Origin of the sequence: Sphingomonas sp. 67-41 (genome assembly GCF_001899725.1) — a bacterium.
GTDB lineage: Bacteria > Pseudomonadota > Alphaproteobacteria > Sphingomonadales > Sphingomonadaceae > Sphingomonas > Sphingomonas leidyi.
This window is the reverse complement of sequence record NZ_MKWJ01000031.1, coordinates 174,208-191,674: the sequence shown is the minus strand read 5'-3', so window position 1 is coordinate 191,674 and position 17,467 is coordinate 174,208. Positions and strand designations below refer to the sequence as shown.

Annotated in this window: 23 protein-coding genes; 3 read left to right on the top strand and 20 right to left on the bottom strand. The window is 67.1% G+C overall.

Going from position 1 to position 17,467, the window contains the following annotated elements; all coding sequences use genetic code 11:
- Nucleotides 1-15 precede the first annotated feature (15 nt).
- The 12 genes from rpsC to rpsL all read right to left on the bottom strand — a co-directional run bounded on the left by rpsC (nt 16) and on the right by rpsL (nt 9,168).
- Nucleotides 16-723 (bottom strand): 30S ribosomal protein S3, encoded by a 708-nt coding sequence (gene rpsC / locus BGP17_RS21645; RefSeq protein ID WP_086128646.1) that lies wholly within the window; start codon nt 721-723, stop codon nt 16-18.
- Nucleotides 723-1,100 carry a 50S ribosomal protein L22 gene (gene rplV / locus BGP17_RS21640; protein ID WP_086128645.1) on the bottom strand — a complete coding sequence of 126 codons (378 nt, stop codon included), beginning with the start codon at nt 1,098-1,100 and terminating at the stop codon, nt 723-725. Before rplV ends, rpsC begins: the two co-directional genes overlap by 1 nt.
- Nucleotides 1,100-1,378, bottom strand: coding sequence for a 30S ribosomal protein S19 (rpsS, locus tag BGP17_RS21635; RefSeq protein ID WP_086128644.1), 279 nt, complete (start codon nt 1,376-1,378; stop codon nt 1,100-1,102). Before rpsS ends, rplV begins: the two co-directional genes overlap by 1 nt.
- A 3-nt stretch (nt 1,379-1,381) precedes the next feature.
- A complete protein-coding gene (gene rplB, locus BGP17_RS21630) occupies nt 1,382-2,233 on the bottom strand; it encodes a 50S ribosomal protein L2 (protein ID WP_086128643.1) in 852 nt (283 codons plus the stop codon).
- The gene (locus BGP17_RS21625) at nt 2,233-2,553 is read right to left on the bottom strand and encodes a 50S ribosomal protein L23 (protein ID WP_086128642.1); all 321 of its coding nucleotides are present in this window, start codon (nt 2,551-2,553) and stop codon (nt 2,233-2,235) included. The genes rplB and BGP17_RS21625 overlap by 1 nt, the downstream gene beginning before the upstream one ends.
- Complete coding sequence (rplD, locus tag BGP17_RS21620; protein WP_286713578.1) at nt 2,546-3,160, bottom strand: 50S ribosomal protein L4; 615 nt, start codon at nt 3,158-3,160, stop codon at nt 2,546-2,548. The genes BGP17_RS21625 and rplD overlap by 8 nt, the downstream gene beginning before the upstream one ends.
- On the bottom strand, nt 3,161-3,919 hold the full coding sequence (gene rplC, locus BGP17_RS21615; RefSeq protein WP_086128640.1) for a 50S ribosomal protein L3: 759 nt from the start codon (nt 3,917-3,919) through the stop codon (nt 3,161-3,163). It lies immediately after the preceding gene.
- Between the two features lie 386 nt (nt 3,920-4,305).
- On the bottom strand, nt 4,306-4,617 hold the full coding sequence (rpsJ, locus tag BGP17_RS21610; protein ID WP_029936463.1) for a 30S ribosomal protein S10: 312 nt from the start codon (nt 4,615-4,617) through the stop codon (nt 4,306-4,308).
- 172 nt (nt 4,618-4,789) lie between these two features.
- On the bottom strand, nt 4,790-5,986 hold the full coding sequence (gene tuf, locus BGP17_RS21605) for an elongation factor Tu (RefSeq protein ID WP_086128638.1): 1,197 nt from the start codon (nt 5,984-5,986) through the stop codon (nt 4,790-4,792).
- Nucleotides 5,987-6,067: 81 nt separating this feature from the next.
- A complete protein-coding gene (gene fusA / locus BGP17_RS21600; RefSeq protein WP_167297945.1) occupies nt 6,068-8,161 on the bottom strand; it encodes an elongation factor G in 2,094 nt (697 codons plus the stop codon).
- A gap of 101 nt (nt 8,162-8,262) precedes the next feature.
- Nucleotides 8,263-8,733 carry a 30S ribosomal protein S7 gene (gene rpsG, locus BGP17_RS21595; RefSeq protein ID WP_086128636.1) on the bottom strand — a complete coding sequence of 157 codons (471 nt, stop codon included), beginning with the start codon at nt 8,731-8,733 and terminating at the stop codon, nt 8,263-8,265.
- 63 nt (nt 8,734-8,796) lie between these two features.
- Nucleotides 8,797-9,168 (bottom strand): 30S ribosomal protein S12, encoded by a 372-nt coding sequence (rpsL, locus tag BGP17_RS21590; RefSeq protein ID WP_086129340.1) that lies wholly within the window; start codon nt 9,166-9,168, stop codon nt 8,797-8,799.
- A gap of 266 nt (nt 9,169-9,434) precedes the next feature.
- Here rpsL and BGP17_RS21585 point away from each other — a divergent pair, with 266 nt between their 5' ends.
- Together BGP17_RS21585 and BGP17_RS21580 are read left to right on the top strand one after the other, a co-directional pair.
- Nucleotides 9,435-10,019: a hypothetical protein gene (locus BGP17_RS21585; protein ID WP_286713576.1), complete on the top strand. Its 585-nt coding sequence runs from the start codon at nt 9,435-9,437 to the stop codon at nt 10,017-10,019.
- Nucleotides 10,006-10,488: a bactofilin family protein gene (locus BGP17_RS21580; RefSeq protein WP_167297943.1), complete on the top strand. Its 483-nt coding sequence runs from the start codon at nt 10,006-10,008 to the stop codon at nt 10,486-10,488. The genes BGP17_RS21585 and BGP17_RS21580 overlap by 14 nt, the downstream gene beginning before the upstream one ends.
- Before the next feature lie 104 nt (nt 10,489-10,592).
- Here BGP17_RS21580 and BGP17_RS21575 read toward each other — a convergent pair whose 3' ends face one another.
- Nucleotides 10,593-11,165, bottom strand: a complete 573-nt coding sequence (locus BGP17_RS21575) for a DUF4142 domain-containing protein (RefSeq protein ID WP_286713575.1) — start codon at nt 11,163-11,165, stop codon at nt 10,593-10,595.
- A gap of 95 nt (nt 11,166-11,260) precedes the next feature.
- Here BGP17_RS21575 and BGP17_RS21570 point away from each other — a divergent pair, with 95 nt between their 5' ends.
- Nucleotides 11,261-11,716, top strand: coding sequence for a GFA family protein (locus tag BGP17_RS21570; protein ID WP_286713573.1), 456 nt, complete (start codon nt 11,261-11,263; stop codon nt 11,714-11,716).
- Between the two features lie 17 nt (nt 11,717-11,733).
- Here the strand turns inward: BGP17_RS21570 and BGP17_RS21565 are convergent, their stop codons facing one another.
- From BGP17_RS21565 to BGP17_RS21535, 7 genes are all read right to left on the bottom strand, one after another.
- Nucleotides 11,734-12,078 (bottom strand): DUF3140 domain-containing protein, encoded by a 345-nt coding sequence (locus BGP17_RS21565; RefSeq protein ID WP_286713571.1) that lies wholly within the window; start codon nt 12,076-12,078, stop codon nt 11,734-11,736.
- 73 nt (nt 12,079-12,151) lie between these two features.
- Entirely contained in the window at nt 12,152-13,558 is a 1,407-nt protein-coding gene (locus BGP17_RS21560) for a hypothetical protein (RefSeq protein WP_286713643.1), read from the bottom strand.
- Between the two features lie 19 nt (nt 13,559-13,577).
- On the bottom strand, nt 13,578-13,958 hold the full coding sequence (locus BGP17_RS21555; protein WP_286713569.1) for a hypothetical protein: 381 nt from the start codon (nt 13,956-13,958) through the stop codon (nt 13,578-13,580).
- Between the two features lie 69 nt (nt 13,959-14,027).
- The gene (gene lpdA / locus BGP17_RS21550; RefSeq protein ID WP_286713568.1) at nt 14,028-15,425 is read right to left on the bottom strand and encodes a dihydrolipoyl dehydrogenase; all 1,398 of its coding nucleotides are present in this window, start codon (nt 15,423-15,425) and stop codon (nt 14,028-14,030) included.
- Between the two features lie 31 nt (nt 15,426-15,456).
- Nucleotides 15,457-15,864, bottom strand: a complete 408-nt coding sequence (locus BGP17_RS21545; RefSeq protein WP_167297936.1) for an acyl-CoA thioesterase — start codon at nt 15,862-15,864, stop codon at nt 15,457-15,459.
- The gene (locus BGP17_RS21540) at nt 15,857-16,096 is read right to left on the bottom strand and encodes a hypothetical protein (protein ID WP_167297935.1); all 240 of its coding nucleotides are present in this window, start codon (nt 16,094-16,096) and stop codon (nt 15,857-15,859) included. Before BGP17_RS21540 ends, BGP17_RS21545 begins: the two co-directional genes overlap by 8 nt.
- Before the next feature lie 16 nt (nt 16,097-16,112).
- Nucleotides 16,113-17,408, bottom strand: coding sequence for a pyruvate dehydrogenase complex dihydrolipoamide acetyltransferase (locus BGP17_RS21535; protein ID WP_286713566.1), 1,296 nt, complete (start codon nt 17,406-17,408; stop codon nt 16,113-16,115).
- Nucleotides 17,409-17,467: the final 59 nt, after the last annotated feature.

The following is a 17,467-nucleotide window of genomic DNA, read 5'->3' as shown; positions in this document are numbered from 1 at the left end:
ATTCTGTCCTAACCCTTAGCGGCGGTCTTCGCGCGCCGGGCGCACGCCCGTCGTCTGCGATTCCAGGTTGAGGCGATCGGTCGCCATCGGATCGTGGCCGAGGATCTCACCCTTGAAGATCCACACCTTCACGCCGCAGACGCCATAGGCGGTGTGCGCTTCGGCAGTGGCGTGATCGATGTTCGCGCGCAGCGTGTGCAGCGGAACGCGACCTTCGCGATACCATTCCGACCGGGCGATCTCGGCGCCGCCGAGACGGCCGCCGCAGTTGATCCGGATGCCCTCGGCGCCGAGGCGCATGGCCGACTGCACCGCGCGCTTCATGGCGCGGCGGAAGGCGATGCGGCGCTCGAGCTGGTCGGCGATGCCCTGGGCGACGAGCTTGGCGTCGACTTCCGGCTTGCGGATCTCGACGATGTTCAGGCTCACGTCGCTCGAGGTCATCGCGCTCAGCGTCTTGCGCAGCTTCTCGATGTCCGAGCCCTTCTTGCCGATGATCACGCCGGGGCGCGCGGCATAGATGGACACGCGGCACAGCTTGGCCGGGCGCTCGATCACCACCTTCGAGATCGCGGCCTGGGGCAGCGTCTCGAGGATGTACTTGCGGATCTTGAGGTCCTCCATGAGAAGGCGGCCATAGTCGGCGCCCTCGGCGAACCAGCGGCTGTCCCAGGTGCGGTTGACCTGGAGGCGAAGGCCGATCGGGTTGCTCTTGTGACCCATTATGCTTCTTCCTGCTCGCGGACGACGATGCGAAGACGGCTGAACGGCTTCAGGATGCGGGTGGACTTGCCACGGCCGCGGGTCGCGAAGCGCTTCATCGTGATCGACTTGCCGACCGAAGCCTCGGCGACGACGAGCGCGTCGACGTCGAGGTTGTGGTTGTTTTCCGCATTGGCGATCGCCGAGGCGAGAACCTTGCGGGCGTCGACGGCCATGGCCTTGGTCGAGAACTGAAGGATGTTCAGCGCATCGCCGGCCTTCTTGCCGCGGATCAGGCCCGCAACGAGGTTCAGCTTCTGGGCCGAGCCGCGGATCTGCGTGGCGACGGCAAGGGCTTCCTTGTCGCCAACCTTGCGGGGGGCTGCAGGCTTGCTCATTAGCGCTTACCCTTCTTGTCGGCAGCGTGGCCCGGGAAGAAGCGGGTCGGCGCGAATTCGCCGAGCTTCATGCCGACCATGTCCTCGTTGACCGAGACCGGCACGAACTTGCGGCCATTGTAGACGCTGAACGTCAGGCCGACGAAGTCCGGCAGGATCGTCGAGCGGCGCGACCAGGTCTTGATCGGACCGGCGCGGGTGCCCTGCTCCTGCGCGGTCTGCGCCTTCTTGAGCAGGTGGAGGTCCACGAACGGACCCTTCCAAACGGAGCGAGCCATCGGTTAGCCCTTCTTCTTCGCGTGACGGCTGCGGATGATCATCTTGTCCGTCGCCTTGTTGTGGCGGGTGCGCGCACCCTTGGTCGGCTTGCCCCACGGGGTGACCGGGTGGCGGCCGCCCGAGGTCCGGCCTTCACCACCGCCATGCGGGTGGTCGACCGGGTTCTTCGCGACACCGCGGGTCAGCGGGCGGATGCCCTTCCAGCGGTTGCGGCCGGCCTTGCCGAGGTTGGTGTTCTGGTTGTCCGGGTTGGACACCGCACCGACCGTCGCCATGCAGTTGCCGTGGATGTAGCGCTGCTCGCCCGAGTTCAGGCGGACGATGACCATGCCGCGGTCGCGGCCGACGACCTGCACATAGGTGCCCGCCGAACGCGCGATCTGGCCGCCCTTGCCCGGCTTCATCTCCACATTGTGGACGATGGTGCCGACCGGCATCGACGACAGCTCCATGGCATTGCCCGGCTTCACGTCGGTCTTCTTGCCGGCGATCACCTTGTCGCCGACGGCGAGGCGCTGCGGCGCGATGATATAGGCGACGCGGTCCTTGCCGTTCTCGTCGGCGCCGTAGTTGACCAGCGCGATGAAGGCGGTGCGGTTGGGATCATATTCGATCCGCTCGACGGTGCCCTCGACGTCCCACAGGCGGCGCTTGAAATCGATGATGCGATAGCGCTGCTTGTGGCCGCCGGCGATACCGCGCGAGGTCACATGGCCCTTGTTGTTGCGGCCGCCGGTCTTGGTCTTGCCCTCGGTCAGCGCCTTGACCGGGCGACCCTTGTACAGGGCCGAACGGTCGATCAGGATCAGGCCGCGGACGCCAGGCGACGTCGGATTGTAATTCTTGAGTGCCATTACGAATTGACCCCCGAGGTCACGTCGATCTGGTCGCCGTCGGCGAGCGTCACGATAGCCTTCTTCACGTCAGAGCGCTTGTAGGGGGCGCCCTTCCACTTCTTGGTCTTGCCCTTCTGGACGATCGTGTTGACGCCGGTCACCTTGACCTTCCAGAGCGCCTCGACGGCGGCCTTGATCTCGGGCTTCGTGGCGTCGCCGGCGACCTTGAACACAACGGCGTTGTGCTCGGAGACGAGCGTCGACTTCTCGGTGATGTGCGGCGCGACAATCACGTCATAATGACGGTTGTCGATCGCGGCTGCCTGCTTCTTAGCCATTGAAGCGCGCCTCCAGCTTCTCGACGGCAGCGCGGGTCAGGACCAGCGTGTCGTGCTTCAGGATGTCGTAGACGTTGGCGCCCACCGCGGGGAGGACGTTCACGCCGATCAGGTTGCGCGCGGCCAGGAAGCCGTTGCCGGCCTCGCCGTCGATCACCAGCGCGGTCTTGCCGGTGCCGAGCTTGGCGAACTGCGCCTTGAGCTCCGCGGTCTTGGCGGTGCTGAACGCGTCGACGACGATCAGCGAACCCGCCTTGGCGTGGCTGCTGAGGGCCATCTTCAGGCCGAGCGCGCGGATCTTCTTGTTCAGCGACGGATTGAAGTCGCGAACGCGAGCGCCGTGCGCCTTACCGCCGCCGATGAACACCGGGGCGCGGCGATCGCCGTGACGGGCGGTGCCGCCGCCCTTCTGGCGACCGAACTTCTTGCCCGAGCGGGCGACGTCGGCGCGCTCGCGGGTGCCGCGCGCGGTGGCGCGGCGCTTCTCGAGCTGCCAGGTGACGACGCGGTGCAGGATGTCGGCGCGCGGCTCGACAGCGAAGACGCCGTCGTTGAGCTCGATGTCGCCCGATGCCTTGGCGTCGAGGGTTTGAACCTTGACCTTCACTTAGCCCTCCTGGCCTTCGGTCGCCTCGGGGGCCTCGGTCACTTCAGCCGGGGTCTCCGCGGGGGCGGTGTCGTTGTTGTTGGCGACCGACTTGATGCCGGCCGGGAACGGCGCGGCGTCGGGGCGGGCGACCTTCACGGCGTCCTTCACGAACAGCCAGCCGCCCTTCGAGCCAGGGACCGAGCCCTTGACGAAGATCAGGCCGCGCTCGACGTCGGTGCCGACGATCTCGAGGTTCTGCTGGGTGCGGAACTTGTCGCCCATGTGGCCGGCCATCTTCTTGTTCTTGAAGACCTTGCCCGGATCCTGGCGCTGACCGGTCGAACCGAGCGAGCGGTGCGAGACCGAGACGCCGTGGGTGGCGCGCAGACCGCCGAAGCCCCAACGCTTCATGCCGCCCGCAAAGCCCTTGCCCTGCGTCTTGCCCTGGATGTCGACGAACTGGCCGGCGACATAATGGTCGGCCGAGATCTCGGCGCCCACTTCGAGCAGGCCGTCCGCGTCGACGCGGAACTCATGGACCACCGCCTTGGGCTCGACTTCGGCCTTGCCGAAATGGCCGCGCTGCGGCTTGGCGACATTCTTGCTCTTCGCCGTGCCGGCGCCGAGCTGGACGGCGGTATAGCCGTCGCGATCCTTTTCGCGGACGGAGACGACCTGCACGCCTTCGAGCGCCAGGACGGTGACGGGCACGTGGCGGCCGTCGTCCTGGAACAGGCGGGTCATCCCCAACTTCTTCGCGATCACGCCAGTGCGCATGACCAGTTGCTCCTATGCATAGGCACCCGAGGGGGAATTCCCGCGGGTGCGTGCCTCAGCCCGAAAATATGATGCGAGCCCCCGTCCGGGCTGAACCCCTCCCCGAAGGAAGAGGCGACGGGGGACGCAGGCCCGGTTCTCCGAAGAGGCCGGCGGTATCCCTATCGCGATGTGAGCGCGCGCTTGGCGCCCTCCGGGTTCCTTGCTTCGGATCGGGATCGATCCGGTGGAGGAACCGGCGAATCCCTCAAAAGGGAATCGCGAATCTCGTGTGGAGGCGCGCCTTTACGTCAGCAGCGCTTCCCTGTCCACCCCTTCACCTGCATTCCTCTGCGGGAATGCGGCGGAAGGAGAAAGCCCCCGCTTTCGCAGGGGCTTCAACTGGCTCAGGCCAGCTTGATCTCGACGTCGACGCCGGCAGCCAGGTCGAGCTTCATCAGCGCGTCCACGGTCTGCGGAGTCGGCTGCACGATGTCGAGCATGCGCTTGTAGGTGCGCACTTCGAACTGCTCGCGCGACTTCTTGTCGATGTGGGGGCCACGGTTGACCGTGAACTTCTCGATCTTCGTCGGAAGCGGGATCGGGCCACGGATGAGAGCGCCGGTGCGGCGCGCAGTGTCGGCGATGTCGCCGGTCGCCTGGTCGAGCACTCGATGATCGAACGCCTTCAGGCGAATACGGATATTCTGCGTTTCCATGTCCCTACCAATGCGAAAGAGCGGAGCCCGTTGCCGGACTTCTATGCTGTACCCAAAACCGAAGGCGCGCCCTTACAGCGGCCCTCATTAAAAGGCAACCGCCCGACACTCTTTTTTGAGAGCGCCGGGCGGCTGCTTTACTCGGTTCAAGCCTTGCGGCGTGTGCCCAAGCTTACTTCTGGATCTCGGCGACGACGCCGGCACCCACGGTGCGGCCGCCTTCGCGGATCGTGAAGCGCTGGCCCACGTCCATGGCGATCGGCGCGATGAGCTTGATGCCCAGCGCGACGTTGTCGCCCGGCATCACCATCTCGGTGCCTTCCGGCAGCTCGATCGTGCCGGTCACGTCGGTGGTGCGGAAGTAGAACTGCGGACGATAGTTGGCGAAGAACGGCGTGTGACGGCCACCCTCGTCCTTCGACAGCACGTACACTTCCGACTTGAAGTCGGTGTGCGGCTTGATCGAACCCGGCTTGGCCAGAACCTGGCCACGCTCGACTTCGTCACGGCCCACGCCGCGGATCAGCGCGCCGATGTTGTCGCCGGCCTCGCCCTGGTCGAGCAGCTTGCGGAACATTTCGACGCCCGTGACGGTGGTCTTGCGGACGTTCTCCTGGATGCCGACGATCTCGACTTCCTCGCCCACCTTGACGACGCCGGTCTCGACGCGGCCGGTCACCACGGTGCCGCGACCCGAGATCGAGAACACGTCTTCGATCGGCATCATGAACGGCTTGTCGAGCGGACGATCCGGCTGCGGGATCGACTCGTCGACGGCGGCCATGAGGGCCAGGATCGCGTCCTTGCCGAGCTTGTCGTCCGAGCCCGAGAGCGCGGCGGTGGCCGAACCACGGATGATCGGAATATTGTCGCCGTCGAACTCGCGACGCGACAGCTCTTCGCGGATCTCCATCTCGACGAGCTCGAGGATTTCCTCGTCGTCGACCAGGTCGACCTTGTTCAGGAACACGACCATGGTCGGCACGCCGACCTGACGGGCGAGCAGGATGTGCTCCTTGGTCTGCGGCATCGGGCCGTCGGTGGCGGCGACCACGAGGATCGCGCCGTCCATCTGCGCGGCGCCGGTGATCATGTTCTTCACATAGTCGGCGTGGCCCGGGCAGTCGACGTGCGCATAGTGACGCTTGTCGGTCTCATACTCGACGTGCGCGGTCGAGATAGTGATGCCGCGCTCGCGCTCTTCCGGAGCCTTGTCGATGTTGGCGAAGTCGACGGCGGCGTTACCCGCGACGTTCTCGGCCAGAACCTTGGTGATCGCGGCGGTCAGCGACGTCTTGCCATGGTCGACGTGGCCGATGGTGCCGATGTTGAGGTGCGGCTTGTTCCGCTCAAACTTTGCCTTCGCCATTGTTTTCCTACCTTCTGATCTCTGTTTCCGCGCCGCCAGGGGATTCGCCGGAAGGCGAGCCCCATAGCGGCTGATTCCTGGTTACGCCAGCTTCGCCTTCACTTCGTCGGCCACATTCGGCGGCACTTCGTCGTAATGCGAGAACTGCATGCTGTACTGCGCGCGGCCCTGGGTGAACGAGCGGAGCTGATTCACATAGCCGAACATGTTGGCCAGCGGCACCATCGCCTCGACCGTCTGCGCGTTGCCGCGGCTGTCGGTGCCCTGGATCTGGCCACGGCGGCTGTTGATGTCGCCGATGACGTCGCCGAGATAATCCTCGGGCGTGACGACCTCGACCTTCATCACCGGCTCGAGCAGCTTGATGCCGGCCTTCTGGGCCGCTTCGCGCATCGCCGCGCGGGCGGTGATTTCGAACGCGAGCGCCGACGAGTCGACGTCGTGATACGCACCGTCATACAGCAGCACTTCGAAGTCGATGATCGGGAAGCCGACCAGCGAGCCGGTCATCGCCGTCTCGCGGAAGCCCTTCTCGATCGCCGGGATATACTCCTTCGGCACGTTGCCGCCCTTCACTTCGTCCTTGAAGACGAAGCCCGAGCCGCGCTCGCCCGGAGTCAGCTTGACCTTGACGCGGCCGAACTGGCCGGTGCCGCCCGACTGCTTCTTGTGCGTGTAGTCGATGTCCACCGGCTTCGCGAGATACTCGCGATACGCCACCTGCGGCGCGCCGACATTCGCCTCGACCTTGAACTCGCGCTTCATGCGGTCGACCAGGATCTCGAGATGGAGCTCACCCATGCCCTTGATGATGGTCTGGCCCGATTCGTGATCGGTCGAAACGCGGAACGAGGGATCCTCGGCGGCCAGGCGGTTCAGGGCGAGGCCCATCTTCTCCTGGTCGGCCTTAGTCTTCGGCTCCACCGACAGCTCGATCACCGGCTCCGGGAACTCCATGCGCTCCAGGATGATCGGGTGCGCCGTGTCGCACAGCGTGTCGCCGGTCGTGGTCTCCTTGAGGCCCGCGATCGCGACGATGTCGCCGGCGCGCGCTTCCTCGATGTCCTCACGCGAGTTCGCGTGCATCAGGAGCATGCGGCCGATCTTCTCCTTCTTGTCCTTCACCGAGTTCAGATACTGGCCCTTGGTGAGGGTGCCCGAATAGATGCGGGCGAAGGTGAGCGAGCCGACGAACGGATCGTTCATGATCTTGAAGGCGAGCAGCGAAAGCGGCGCGGTGTCCGACGCCGGACGCGAATCCGGGGTCTCGCCGTCGAGCTTCACGCCCTGCACGTCGGGAATGTCGAGCGGGCTCGGCAGATAGTCGACCACGGCGTCGAGCAGGGGCTGCACGCCCTTGTTCTTGAACGCCGAGCCACAGACGATCGGAACGAACGAGAAGTTCAGCGTGCCCTTGCGGATCAGCTTCTTCAGGTCGGCGACCGACGGCTCGTTGCCCTCGAGATACGCTTCCATCAGCGCGTCGTCCTGCTCGACGGCCATTTCGATCAGCTCGGCACGCGCGGTCGCGGCGGCATCGGCCAGGTCGGCCGGGATGTCCTGATATTCGAACTTCGCGCCCAGCGACTCCTCGAGCCAGATGATCGCGCGGTTCTCGACCAGGTCGACCAGGCCCTTGAAACCGCCCTCGATGCCGATCGGGAGATACAGGACGGCCGGGCGGGCGCCCAGACGGTCCTTGATCATGTCGACGCAGCGCTCGAAGCTCGCGCCGGTACGGTCGAGCTTGTTGACGAAGCACATGCGCGGAACCTTGTACTTCTCCGCCTGGCGCCACACCGTCTCCGACTGCGGCTCCACGCCGGCGACGCCGTCGAAGCAGGCGACCGCACCGTCGAGCACGCGCAGCGAACGCTCGACTTCGATGGTGAAGTCGACGTGGCCCGGGGTGTCGATGATGTTGATCAGGTGCTCTTCACCCTTGCCCTCTTCCGCGCGCCACTTGCACGTCGTTGCGGCCGACGTGATGGTGATGCCGCGCTCCTGCTCCTGCTCCATCCAGTCCATCGTCGCGGTGCCTTCGTGCACTTCGCCGATCTTGTAGGACTTGCCGGTGTAGTAGAGGATGCGCTCGGTCGTCGTCGTCTTGCCGGCGTCGATGTGCGCCATGATGCCGATATTGCGGTAACGCTCGAGCGGATGGCTGCGGGCCATGACCTGGTTTCCTTAAGGATGTGGGGAGCCGGACGATCCGGCTCCCCGATATGTAGGAACGAAAATTTCCAGCGCCAGACGTGCCGGCGCTGGAGAAAGACTTACCAGCGGTAGTGGCTGAAGGCGCGGTTCGCCTCGGCCATACGGTGGGTGTCTTCGCGCTTCTTCACTGCGTTGCCGCGGTTGTTCGAAGCATCGAGCAGTTCGCCCGAGAGGCGGGCCGACATGGTGTTCTCGCTGCGGTTGCGGGCCGACGAGATCAGCCAGCGGATCGCGAGCGCCTGGGCACGCTCCGGACGGACTTCCACCGGCACCTGATAGGTCGCACCGCCGACGCGGCGGCTGCGGACCTCGATGCCCGGCTTGATGTTGTTCAGCGCGTCATGGAACACGCCGATCGGATCGCGCTTGGCGCGGGTCTCGACGGTTTCCAGGGCCGAATAGACGATGCCCTCGGCGACGGACTTCTTGCCGTCCAGCATCACCGAGTTCATGAACTTCGAAAGAACGATGTCACCGAACTTGGGGTCCGGCAGGATTTCCCGCTTTTCGGGGCGACGACGACGAGCCATCTGAAACTTCCTTTACAAACTTCAGCCGATCCGGAACCCGTCCGGGGCTTACTATGGCTGTGATTACTTCGGACGCTTGGCGCCGTACTTCGAACGCGACTGGCGACGGTCCTTGACACCCTGGGTATCGAGCACGCCGCGCAGGACGTGATAGCGCACGCCCGGAAGGTCGCGCACACGGCCGCCGCGGATCAGCACCACCGAGTGCTCCTGCAGGTTGTGGCCTTCGCCCGGGATGTACGAGATGACTTCGCGCTGGTTGGTCAGGCGGACCTTGGCAACCTTGCGGAGCGCCGAGTTCGGCTTCTTCGGAGTCGTCGTGTAGACGCGGGTGCAGACGCCGCGCTTCTGCGGGTTCTGCTCCATCGCAGGGACCTTCGACTTGGTCTTCTGCAGTTCGCGGCCCTTGCGGACCAGCTGGTTGATCGTCGGCATGAAGCCCTTCACCTTATGTTACCGGCATGGCCGGCGGTTACTTTGCTGGAACCCTGGTACGAGAAATACGAAAAGGCCCCGGGTGTCCTTGACCCCCCGGGCCATTGCGTCTCCAGCAACGTTCAGCTCTTGCCCCGCGCGGGATATGCGCCGGAATACCGGCCCCTCGCGGAACGGGGGCGCCTATAGCGACGGGCAGCGAGCGGGTCAACTGAGTCGGCCGGAGGATAAGAGAGCGTCAACCTCCGCCGGGCTAGAGCCGGCGGATGGTTCGTCACGCTCCCCGCTTCAAGCCCCTTGCCGCCGCGCTGGCCGCGCTGGCCGCGACTCTGCTGCTGGGCGGCTTCGGCCCGCCGCTCGCCAGCCCCGCCGGCCTGCTCTCCTGGGAGCTGTTCGGGCTCGCGCTCACCGGTGGCGCGGGCTTCCTCGCCTGGCACCTCGCCCAGCTGACCGCCCTGCCCCCCGGCCCGGCCGCCCGGGCGGCGCTACCCGCCGCGCTCGTGCCGCTGATCGTCTTTCCGCACATCGGCGCCGCCGCCCTGCTCGTGCCCGCGGCGCTCGCCGTCACGCTGTTGCCGGCCGAGCGATTCGCCGCGGCGCTGGCGCTCGCCGGCACGCTTGCCGCGCTTGGCGCCGGCCCCCTCGCCGCGACGGCCGCCGGCGGGACGATGCTGGCCGCCGCATGGCGTTGCCGCGCCCGCTGCCCCGCCGCGAACGACAATCCCTCTCTGGAACGCGTGCCCCGCTTTTGGCCGCGCTTTTCGCCGATGCCTGCTCCCCTGCATTATGCTAGGGAAATCGCCAGGGATTCGGGTTCCGAATTGGGGAGTAGCGTGAATGTTCAACGGTAATAATCGTGGTCGCGATCGCGACGAACGTCCGGCGATGCCGCCGGCACCGCCGCAGCAGAGCAGCGGCAACGGGGGCAAGCGCGGCATGTTCTCGGTGATCGGTCCGGACGTGACCGTGACCGGCAATGTTTCGGCGAGCGCGGACCTGCACATCGACGGCCGCATCGAAGGCGACGTCAATTGCGGCAGCCTGGCCCAGGGCGCCGACAGCCAGGTCTTCGGCAACGTCACCGCCGAGACCGCGCGTCTCGCCGGCGCGATCGAAGGCACGGTGCGCGTGCGCCAGCTCACCATCGAGCGCTCGGCCAAGATCACCGGCGATGTCGAATATGAGAACATCACCATCGAGAATGGCGGCCATATCGACGGGCGCCTGAAGCACATGAGCACCGTCCCGGCAGCGGCCCCGGCGGGCCCGCGCCCGGTCGAGGCTGCGCCTTCTCCCTTTGCGGCGGCGGCGAACGAATAGGCTTTGGTTTCTCGCGAAACCGGAAAGGGCGCGCTCCCCGGCGGAACGCGCCCTTTCCTTTTGCACTCCTCTTCCCCGCGCCGGAGTGAAGCGGGAAGGCGCGTCTATAGCCCCCTCACCTTGTCCAGCTGCGCCCGCGCTTCCGGCACGCTCTTCGCGGCAAAGGCCCTGAGCGCCGGCACGGTGCCGTTCGCGGCATAATCCTCGACCGCCGCCAGCACTTTCTCCTGCGCGGCCGCCTGTTGCGCCTTGTAGGTGGCGTCGAAGTCCGCGCCCGTCGCCTGGCGCAGCGTCTCCAGGTCCGCGGCCTGGCCGGCGCTCGGCCTGGGATCGGGAACGATCGCCGGCCGCGCCCTCGCGCCCGCGGCCCCCAGGCCGGCAGTCGATTCGGCACACGCCCGCACCATTGCTCCGCCAAGATCCCTGAGCGCAGGCGCGGTCGCCTTTTGCCGGGCAAGCTTGCCCGCTTCCATCCCATAGGCGTTGCTCGCGCCGACCGTGTCGGCGAAGGCCTGGCCGGTCGTCGCTACCGCGCCAGCCGCAACGTTCGCGCCGTTTCCAGGGAGGATCGTGTCGGGGGCGACGATATTGTCGACCGTGGTGATCGGCTCGCTGCCGCCACAGGCGCCCAGTGCGAAGGCCGGCCCCAGGCCGAGCGCGAAGAAGTATCTGTCCATCCAGGCATTCCTCCTGTTTCAGGAAAAGGAACGCGAGCATGCGGGCGCCGTTCCGGCTATCGCGGCGCGACGCGGCGAACCGAGGGAGATACCGAATGACCGACTGGACCCAGGCACATGACGGCGGCTGCCGCTGCGGCGAACTGCGCTTCCGCCTGACCGGCGCGCCGATGCTGACCAGCGCCTGCCACTGCACCGGCTGCCAGAAGATGACCGGCAGCGCCTTCTCGCTCACGCTGACCATGCCCGCCGCGGCCTTCGAACTGCTCCGGGGCGAGCCGGTGATCGGCGGCCTGCACGGCCCCGTCGCCCATCACTATCACTGCGATCGCTGCAAGAGCTGGGTCTTCACCCGGGCCGAAGGGATCGACTGGTTCGTCAATGTCCGCACGACGATGCTCGACGCGCCCGACGACCGGCCGCCGTTCCTGGAGACCTGGGCCGGCGAGAAGCTCCCCTGGGTCGAGACCGGTGCGGTGCACAGCTATCCGGGCGATCCCGACTGGAACGACTGGGAGACGCTGACCGGGGAATATGCCCGGCGGAGCTGACGGCCCGAGCGGGGATATCACGCCTTCAGCGGATCATGCCCCCAGTTCATCAGCGAATAGCGCCAGCGCGAAGTGGGAATCCGATACTCCTCGTGCGGCCCCTGCGCGCGGTGGCGGGCGACGAAGCCGACCACCTTGCGCATGTGCGCATAGTCGCCGCCGTCGAGATCCTCCTCCGGCGTCCGCAGGATGCCGACGATCCGGCGGCCAGAGGCATGGCCCACGCTCTCCCCGCCATCCCGCTTGAGGCCGACCTTGCGGCTCTCCGCGGTCTCCAGCCAGTCCTCGATCTCTTCCGGCGCCATGTTCACCACTTCGTGAAACTTGCGCCGGATCTCCTCATGGTCGTCGCGTTGGGCCACCCGTCTCTCCGTTAACGTCATGTTACCCATGCGTAACGGTTCCCCCTATCAGGGGTTTCCCGTAGCGGCGGATTTATCCGGCCGCATCGGTGTAAGTTTCTCCGACAGGTGGCAGCGCGATCCGCGCCGCGAAGCTCGTCGCTCCGATCAGCAGCAATGCCGCAAGCGCGATCCCCCGGCCGCGCCGCGACATGGGCATGCCCGCCACCAGCGCAGCGGCCAGCCCGGTCGCGAGCATCGCCCACAGATGGTAGCGATAGTCGGCGGCGACGCTGATCACCAGGAACGCCAGCTCGGTCAGCACCGCGGACAGCGCGAGCGTGACCGCGAGCCGGCTGCGCGCCCCGTCGTGCCGCCAGGCCAGCGCCAGCACCGCGAGCGCCGCGGTCAGCCACAATATCGGCGCGCCGAGCGGGCTCTCGGCGAGCATCCCCGCAAGCTGCTGGAATGGTTCGCTTCGTGGCGACGGAGAGCCGATCCCCAGCATGTTGGGCTCCGAATCCCATTGGGGCGCGGCCAGCGGATAGCGCCAGGGGACCAGCCAGCGCATCGTCGCATTCCAATGCGCCAGCCGATGCTCGGCATAGGCGACCGGATGGCGCGCGATCGTCAGCAGCCAGGCTTCGGTGAGCTTGCGGCCCGGCGCAGTGATCGCAAGCCCCTCCGCCACAAAGTCGCAGCGATCGCCGAGCGGATCCCAGAGGATGGGCCGGATGCACCGCTCCGCCTCGGCCGCGCGCCACACCTCTGCCGGCAGCACCGGCACGGCCTCCGGGCCGGCATGATGCGCGATGCCGGCCAGATCATAGGTCGGCAGCGCCCGTCCGACCTCGCTGGCGCCGGCGCGCAGCAGCCCGTGATTGACCAGCGGCAGCGCCGCGAGCACCGCGACCATTGCCGCCAGCATCATCGCCCCGCGCCGCACCGGGCGCCGCCACGTCCCCGCCCCCAACAGCCCGAAAGCGAGCGGCACGGTGGCGAACACCGCGTTGATGCGGACCAGCGTCGCATAGAGCAGCAACAGGCCGACGAGCAGCGCCGCCCAGCGCGGCAGCGGCCGGTCCTGCAGCCGCCACCAGGCGGCGAGGCCGGTGGCGGCGAGCAGCGCGCCTGCCATCTGCGCGTCCTTCAGCACCATCACCTGCCAGCCGGCGATCGGCGGCCAGATGCCGAGCAGCAGCACCGCGATCGCCGCGATCCGCGCCCCCCGCCGGGCCAGCGCCGCCGCGAACAGGCCCAGGCCGATCCAGCAGAGCAGCATCTGGATCAGGAACATCGGCGCCTGGCCGTGCCAGCCCGCCGCATGGAACAGCGCCCAGAGCCGCGCCATCACCGGCGGGTGCCAGTCGTCATAGCTGCCGGAGCGCAGCTGGGCATATTGGTTGAGCGTGTCGAACATCGCGACGCCCGGCCAGAACAGCGCGAGCATGGCGAGGCAGAGCAGCAAAGCGGCGAGCGCCGCCCGGGCCGCGGGCGACACGCGCCTCAACGCAGGGCTCCTAGCCGATCTTGCGGCCGAACACCGGGCGCGGCGGGGCGTCGCCCCGGGGGAAGGCCGTGGGCGCTTCGGGCATCGCCTCCCCGGCCGCCGCCTTGCGCGCGAGATAGCGGTCGAGCGCGGCATCGGCGTCGAAGCTCGACCCCTCCTCCTCCACATCGCCCTTCTTCGCCGTCGCGGGACCGCGCGGAGTGATGACCAGCTTGAACAGCCGGAAGGCAAGCGGGGCGCAGAAGAGCAGCCCTATCGCGCCCAGCCCGAGTATCGTCGGCCCCAGCCCCTGGGTGAAATCCCCACCGTTCCAGCCTTCGAAGCCGGTGAAATAGAACAGCAGCCCCCCGATGAAGACGAGGGGGAGCAGCGACAGGATCAGCTTGAACATGCGCACGCCGAATCTCCGACCAGTTCGGGCGAACATGGCAGGAGATCGGCAACAAAGCGTGAAGACCGGCTAGATGTGGAGCGCGCGGCCATAGGCGCCGAGCACGGCTTCGTGCATCGTCTCGCTGATCGTCGGGTGCGGGAACACCGTCTCCATCAGCTCCGCCTCGGTCGTCTCCAGCGTCTTGCCGATGGTATAGCCCTGGATCATCTCGGTCACTTCCGCGCCGATCATGTGCGCGCCGAGCAACTCGCCGGTCTTGGCGTCGAACACCGTCTTCACAAAGCCCTCGGCCTCGCCCAGCGCGATCGCCTTGCCGTTGCCGATGAAGGGGAAGTTGCCGACCTTCACTTCATAGCCTGCTTCCCTGGCCTTGGCCTCGGTGAGGCCGACCGACGCGATCTGCGGGTGGCAATAGGTGCAGCCCGGGATGTTGCGCACGTCCATCGCGTGCGGATGCTTGCCGGCGATCGCCTCGGCAGCGATCACGCCCTCATGGCTGGCCTTGTGCGCGAGGAACGGCGGCGCGGTGACGTCGCCGATCGCATAGAGGCCGGGCACATTGGTCTTGCAGGCCGCATCGGTGACGATATGGCCGCGCTCGGTCTTCACGCCCAGCGTCTCCAGCCCGATATTCTCGGTGTTCGGCACGATGCCGACCGCGACGATGACGTGGCTGAACGCCTCGACGGTGACCTTGCCGTCCTTGCCCTTGATCGAGGCCTTCACGCCCGAACCCGTCACGTCGATCTTCTCGACGCCGGTCGCGGTGCGGATGTCCATCCCCTGCTTCTTGAACTGCTTCTCCAGATGCGCGGAGACGTCCTTGTCTTCCACCGGCACGATCCGGTCGAGCATCTCGACGATGGTCACCTCGGCACCCATGTCGTTGTAGAAGCTGGCAAACTCCACGCCGATCGCGCCCGAGCCGATGACGAGCAGCTTGGTCGGCATCTCGGGCGGAGTCATCGCGGTGCGATAGGTCCAGATCCGCTTGCCGTCCGCCGGGGCGAAGGGCAGGTCGCGGGCGCGGGCGCCGGTGGCGACGATGATGTTCTTCGCCTCGAGATCGGTCTTCCTGCCGTCCTCCGAAGTCACGGTCAGCTTGCCCGGCGCAGTCAGCACGCCGGTGCCCATGTGCACCGTGATCTTGTTCTTCTTCATCAGGTGCGTGACGCCCTGGTTGAGTTGCTTGGCGACGCCGCGCGAACGCTTCACCACTGCGTCCAGGTCGGCGCTGATCTTCTCGGCGACCAGCCCGTAATCCTTGGCGTGCTGCATATAGTGATAGATCTCGGACGAGCGGAGCAGCGCCTTGGTGGGGATGCAGCCCCAGTTGAGGCAGATGCCGCCCAGCAGCTCGCGCTCGACGATCGCCGTCTTGAGGCCGAGCTGCGCGGCGCGGATCGCCGCGACATAGCCGCCGGGGCCCGAACCGAGCACGATCACGTCATAGGTGTCAGCCAAGGGGGGAGTCCTTCCGCTTATAGGTTCTGTATCAGATAGGGTTGGCCGGGGCCGCGTCCACCGGCCGCGGCCGCTTGTGCTCGTCCACCGCGACGAACACGAACTGCGCCTGGGTGACCAGGCAGCTTTCCTCGGAATGCCGGGCGCGGCGCCAGGACTGGACGTCGATCGTCATCGAGGTGCGCCCCACCTTGACGATGTCGGCGAACACCGAGACTTCGTCGCCCACCGAGACTGGCGCGTGGAACTTCATGCCCTCCACCGCGACGGTGACCGCCCGCCCGCGCGCATGGCGCGCGGCGACCAGCCCGGCGGCGAGGTCCATCTGGCCCATCAGCCAGCCGCCGAAGATATCGCCATAGGCATTGGCATCCGCAGGCATGGTGCTCACGCGAATCGCCGGCTGCTGCTGCGGGGGCGTGGCGCCACCCTCAACCATCGGCACGCGGCTCCGTGCCGGCCGGCCTGGCCCCGGCAAGCCGGGCCTTGTCCTCGGCAAAGGCCCGGCGCACCGGGCCGACGCCCATCAGCACCACGGCGATCATGCAGGCATAGCCGACCAGCCAGATGTCGCCGGTCGCGCGCGGATAGGACCAGGCGGCCGCCGCGGAAATCAACGCCGCGGCGATCAGCCCGATCGCGATGTGCACCACTTCGATCAGCACGCGCATGGCCGCGCCCTCCGGTTCAGGCGATCATCCCGAAGGGATTCTCGACGAGCTCCTTGAAGATCTTCATCATCTCGGCGCCATCGGCACCGTCGATCGCACGGTGATCGAAGCTGCCGGTGGCCGACATCACCGTCGCCACGCCCAGCGCGTCGTCGACGATGTACGGGCGCTTCTCGCCGGCGCCGATCGCCATGATCATGCCCTGGGGCGGATTGATCACCGCCTCGAACTGCTTGATGCCGAACATGCCCATGTTCGAGAGCGACGCGGTGCCGCCCTGATATTCCTCGGGCTTCAGCTTGCCGTCGCGGGCGCGCGCCGCCAGGTCCTTCATCTCGGTCGAGATCGCCGAGACCGCCTTGTTCGCCGCGTCGCGGATGATCGGCGTGATCAGCCCGGTCGGAGTCGAGACGGCCACCGACACGTCGGACCGGCTATACTTGATCAGCTGGTCGCCGGTGTAGGTGACGTTGCACCTGGGCGCCTGGGCCAGCGCCACGCCGAGCGCCTTGATCAGCAGGTCGTTGACCGACAGCTTCACGCCGCGCGCCTCGAGCGCCTTGTTCAGGTCGCCGCGCAGCTTGAGCAGGGCGTCGAGCCGGATGTCGAGCGTGAGATAGATGTGCGGGACGGTCTGTTTCGACTCGGTGAGGCGGCGCGCGATCGTCTTGCGGATGTTCGAGAGCTTCTCGGCCTCGTGCGGGATCGATTCGTCCCACCAGACCGGCTTGTGCTCGGCCGGAGCGGCTGCGGCTGCGGCAGGAGCGGCCGCAACGGGCGCCTGTGCGGCGGCAGGGGCGGCGCCCGGCTTCGCGCCCTCGATGTCCGCCTTCACGATGCGGCCGTTCGGGCCCGAGCCGGCGACGCCAGTCAGGTCGACGCCCTTTTCGGCGGCAAGGCGCTTGGCGAGCGGGCTCGCCTTGACCCGGTCGCCCGAGGCGGCGGCCGGCTGGGCCGGGGCGGGCGCCGGAGCCGGCGCGGCGGCCGGAGCCGGAGCCGGAGCGGCAGCCGCCGCAGGCGCGGGCGCCGGAGTCGGCACCGGCGACGCGGCGGCCGAGGAGACGTCCTCGCCCTCGCCCGCCAGCACGGCGATCACGGTACCGACCTTCACATTGTCGGTGCCTTCGGGGACGAGGATCCTGGCGATGACGCCTTCATCCACCGCTTCGAACTCCATGGTCGCCTTGTCGGTCTCGATCTCGGCCATGAGGTCGCCGGACTTCACCGTGTCGCCCTCCTTCACGAGCCACTTGGCGAGGGTGCCCTCTTCCATGGTGGGGGAAAGCGCAGGCATCTTGATTTCGATCGACATGAAGGTTCCCGTCATTGGAGCCCGGAACAGGTTCGGGCCCTCTTTGCGCCGCCCCCGCC

Coding starts and splice junctions, on each gene's coding strand:
- rpsC (WP_086128646.1), bottom strand. CDS start 723: ATGGGTCACAAGAGCAACCCGATCGGCCTTCGCCTCCAGGTCAACCGC.
- rplV (WP_086128645.1), bottom strand. CDS start 1,100: ATGAGCAAGCCTGCAGCCCCCCGCAAGGTTGGCGACAAGGAAGCCCTT.
- rpsS (WP_086128644.1), bottom strand. CDS start 1,378: ATGGCTCGCTCCGTTTGGAAGGGTCCGTTCGTGGACCTCCACCTGCTC.
- rplB (WP_086128643.1), bottom strand. CDS start 2,233: ATGGCACTCAAGAATTACAATCCGACGTCGCCTGGCGTCCGCGGCCTG.
- BGP17_RS21625 (WP_086128642.1), bottom strand. CDS start 2,553: ATGGCTAAGAAGCAGGCAGCCGCGATCGACAACCGTCATTATGACGTG.
- rplC (WP_086128640.1), bottom strand. CDS start 3,919: ATGCGCACTGGCGTGATCGCGAAGAAGTTGGGGATGACCCGCCTGTTC.
- rpsJ (WP_029936463.1), bottom strand. CDS start 4,617: ATGGAAACGCAGAATATCCGTATTCGCCTGAAGGCGTTCGATCATCGA.
- tuf (WP_086128638.1), bottom strand. CDS start 5,986: ATGGCGAAGGCAAAGTTTGAGCGGAACAAGCCGCACCTCAACATCGGC.
- fusA (WP_167297945.1), bottom strand. CDS start 8,161: ATGGCCCGCAGCCATCCGCTCGAGCGTTACCGCAATATCGGCATCATG.
- rpsG (WP_086128636.1), bottom strand. CDS start 8,733: ATGGCTCGTCGTCGTCGCCCCGAAAAGCGGGAAATCCTGCCGGACCCC.
- rpsL (WP_086129340.1), bottom strand. CDS start 9,168: ATGCCGACGATCAACCAGCTGGTCCGCAAGGGCCGCGAACTGCAGAAG.
- BGP17_RS21585 (WP_286713576.1), top strand. CDS start 9,435: ATGGTTCGTCACGCTCCCCGCTTCAAGCCCCTTGCCGCCGCGCTGGCC.
- BGP17_RS21580 (WP_167297943.1), top strand. CDS start 10,006: ATGTTCAACGGTAATAATCGTGGTCGCGATCGCGACGAACGTCCGGCG.
- BGP17_RS21575 (WP_286713575.1), bottom strand. CDS start 11,165: ATGGACAGATACTTCTTCGCGCTCGGCCTGGGGCCGGCCTTCGCACTG.
- BGP17_RS21570 (WP_286713573.1), top strand. CDS start 11,261: ATGACCGACTGGACCCAGGCACATGACGGCGGCTGCCGCTGCGGCGAA.
- BGP17_RS21555 (WP_286713569.1), bottom strand. CDS start 13,958: ATGTTCAAGCTGATCCTGTCGCTGCTCCCCCTCGTCTTCATCGGGGGG.
- BGP17_RS21545 (WP_167297936.1), bottom strand. CDS start 15,864: ATGGTTGAGGGTGGCGCCACGCCCCCGCAGCAGCAGCCGGCGATTCGC.
- BGP17_RS21540 (WP_167297935.1), bottom strand. CDS start 16,096: ATGCGCGTGCTGATCGAAGTGGTGCACATCGCGATCGGGCTGATCGCC.
- BGP17_RS21535 (WP_286713566.1), bottom strand. CDS start 17,408: ATGTCGATCGAAATCAAGATGCCTGCGCTTTCCCCCACCATGGAAGAG.